Annotated in this window: 3 protein-coding genes; 2 read left to right on the top strand and 1 reads right to left on the bottom strand. The window is 75.1% G+C overall.

What is annotated here, in order from left to right:
- The coding region (truB, locus tag ESO86_RS14740) for a tRNA pseudouridine(55) synthase TruB (RefSeq protein WP_242492393.1) at positions 1–650 on the bottom strand (650 nt) is incomplete at its 3' end.
- Between the two features lie 97 nt (positions 651–747).
- On the opposite strand from truB, the gene ESO86_RS14735 reads away from it, so the two are divergent.
- Both ESO86_RS14735 and ESO86_RS14730 read left to right on the top strand, forming a co-directional pair.
- Positions 748–1,755 (top strand): ketopantoate reductase family protein, encoded by a 1,008-nt coding sequence (locus tag ESO86_RS14735; RefSeq protein WP_129235664.1) that lies wholly within the window; start codon positions 748–750, stop codon positions 1,753–1,755.
- 70 nt (positions 1,756–1,825) lie between these two features.
- The gene (locus tag ESO86_RS14730; protein ID WP_129235663.1) at positions 1,826–2,893 is read left to right on the top strand and encodes a hypothetical protein; all 1,068 of its coding nucleotides are present in this window, start codon (positions 1,826–1,828) and stop codon (positions 2,891–2,893) included.
- Positions 2,894–2,920: the final 27 nt, after the last annotated feature.

Below are 2,920 nucleotides of genomic sequence, written 5' to 3'. Positions count from 1 at the left end.
GCCTCCGCCGGCGCGAGTCGCGCCGCGGCGACGTCGAGTCCCTCGAGCGAGCCTGCCTCGGCGACGTCGAACCGGCCGATGCGCGTCCGACGGAGTGCGGTGAGGTGCCCGCCGACGCCGAGCGCGGCGCCGAGGTCTCGCGCGAGCGCGCGCACGTAGGTGCCCGACGAGCATGCGACGCGCACGTCGAGGTCGAGCCATCCGGCACCCTCGCGCACGTCGAGCAGCTCGAACGCCGACACGGTCACGGTCCGGGCGGCGAGTTCGACCGCCTCGCCGTCGCGCACGCGCTGGTAGGCGCGCTTGCCGTCGACCTTGACGGCGCTGACGGCGCTCGGGACCTGGTCGATCGTGCCGGTGAGCTCCGCCATCCCGGCCTCGACGGCCGCGCGCGCGATCGCGGCGACGGCCTCGGCGGATGCCGCCGGCAGCGCCTCGCCCTCGGCGTCGTCGGTCGTCGTGCCCCAGCCGAGGCGCACGGTCGCCAGGTACTCCTTGTCGAGTCCGACGAGGTGGTGGAGGAGCCTCGTCGACGTCTCGATCCCGATCAGGAGCAGCCCGGTGGCCATCGGGTCGAGCGTGCCGGCGTGGCCGACCTTGCGGGTCCCGGCGAGGCGCCGGACGCGGGCGACGACGTCGTGGCTGGTCATCCCCTGCGGCTTGTCGACGAGGAGGATGCCGCTGTTCACGCCGTACAGGCTAACAGCGCGGACCGCCCGCACCGTTCGGTCGCCCTACGCTGGACCGGTGAGGATCGGCATCATCGGCGCGGGCGCGCTCGGCGGCACCTTCGCCGCACTGCTCGAGCGTTCGGGGCACGACGTGGAGGTGACGGCTCGCGGCGCGGGCCTCGAGGCGATCCGCGAGGGCGGCATCCGGCTGTCGGGCGGGTACGGCGACGCGCACGTGCATCCGGCGGCCGCCGAGCGCCTGACCGTGCGGCCCGACCTGGCGCTCGTGTGCACCAAGGCGCAGGATGCCGCGGCGGCGATCGTCGCCAACGGCGCCGTGATCGACGGGGTGCCCGTCGTGGTGGTGCAGAACGGCCTCGACGGCGTCGCGACGGCCGAGCGGCTCCTCCCCCGCTCGGCGTGCATGGGCATGCTCTCGATCATCGCGGCGAACTACACCGAACCCGGTTCGGTGCGGGTCACCACGACCGCGGCGAGCTACCTCGGCCGGGGCGACGGTGCGCCCGACGACGAGGTGCGGCGCGTCGCGTCGCTCATCTCCGCGGCCGTGCCCGTCGTCGCGGTCTCCAACTTCCGCGGCGCGCAGTGGACCAAGCTCGTCGTCAACATGCTGAACGCGGTCCCCGCGATCGTCGGTCGGAGCGTGCAGGACGTGGTGGACGACCCGGCGCTGCGGCGCGTGGTCGCGGCGTCGATGCGCGAGTGCGTGCGCGTCGGGATCGCCCGCGGCATCCGCTTCGGCTCGCTGCAGGGGCTCGGCGATCGGCGCCTGCGCGCGTTCGCGCGGCTGCCGCTCGGGCTCGCGCAGGTGCTGCCGTGGTCGATGCGCGTGCGGATGGGATCGGTGCCGAACCTCGGCTCGACGCAGCAGAGCCTCCGGCGCGGGCAGCCGACCGAGGTGGACTTCCTCAACGGGGCGGTCGTCCGCGAGGCGGAGGCGGCCGGAATCGACGCCCCCGTGAACCGCGCACTGACCGCGCTCGTGCACGAGGTCGAGGAAGCGGGCGCGCCGCTGCCGGCCGAACGCGTCGTCGCGGTCCTGCACGAGGTCGGCGCGGACTGAGGCGTCGACGCCGCGCCGCCGCTAGGGTGCCACTGCACCCGACCTGGACGACCGACCGAAGCGAGCCGCCGTGGAACCCGACGACACCGCCACCGAACCACGTGAGGCCGAGCGGGAGACCCGCGACCCGGATGAGGGCGCGGCGGCCGACGCCCCGCCCCGCCCGCTCCGCTGGTGGCTGTGCCTGCTCATCGGCGCCGCGGCCGGGGCCGTCGGCCTGCTTCCGTGGCTCCTCGACGGGATGCGGCTGCCGCTGCAGAACCTCTGGGCGACGGATGCCCTGCCCGACGAGTACCCGCTCGCGCTGCTGCCGTTCAGCCAGTACTTCCTGACGCGCATCGCCGCGCTGCTCATCGTCGGCGCCGCGATCGCGGGCATCGCCGCGCGAGCGACACGGTCGCGGCAGCGTCGGTCCGGCGTCACCTGGATGCTGGTCGGGCTCCTCGCGGTGCAGGTCACGGCCGTCGTGCAGAGCACGATGGTCGTGCGCGGGGGCCTCGAGGACCGGTTCGAGTCCGACCTGTACCTCGCGGCGCTCGTCGCCGTCGCCGTGCTCGCCGACCTCATCGGGGTGGCCGTCATGATCCTCGTCGGCACCGCACCGCGCGCCGGCGCCGTCATCGGGCTCGCCGTCGCCGCGGTGCTGTCCCCGTCCTGGCTCGGCGGTCTCCTCCTTCCCGATCCCGCGGTCGGCGGGTCGGCCCAGGAACCCGTGCTGTTCGTGCTCCGGTGGCTGCCCGCCGTGCTCGTCGGCGCCGCCATCGCGTGGGGCGGGATCGGCACCGTCGGCCGCGTCATCGCCGCCGTCGTCGCGCTCGCCGTGCTCTGGATCGGCCCGGCGCTCATCACGGCGGTCTCGAACGCCGCCGGCAGCCGGGTCCTGGCGCGCCGCCCCGACGAGATGATCGAGTACGCCGTGGGCGTGTTCCAGTCGGCGTCGACGCTTCCCGAGCTCGTCGTGCCGCCGCTCGTCGTCGCGGTCCTGGTCGCCGTGGGCGGGCTGGTCGGTCGGCTCGTCGTGCGGCGGAGGCGGGCGTCGACGTCGACCCCCGAACCGTCCGCGCCGTCCGACGACGCGTCGCAGTCCGTGCCGGATTGCGGCGGAGCATCCGCCCCACCGCCGTCGACGGCCGGGTGACGACGACCCGCGTCAGTCGGCGTCGGG

The organism is Agromyces binzhouensis, from assembly GCF_004135055.1.
Taxonomy (GTDB): Bacteria; Actinomycetota; Actinomycetes; order Actinomycetales; family Microbacteriaceae; genus Agromyces; species Agromyces binzhouensis.
This window is presented reverse-complemented; position numbering and strand designations above follow the sequence as displayed.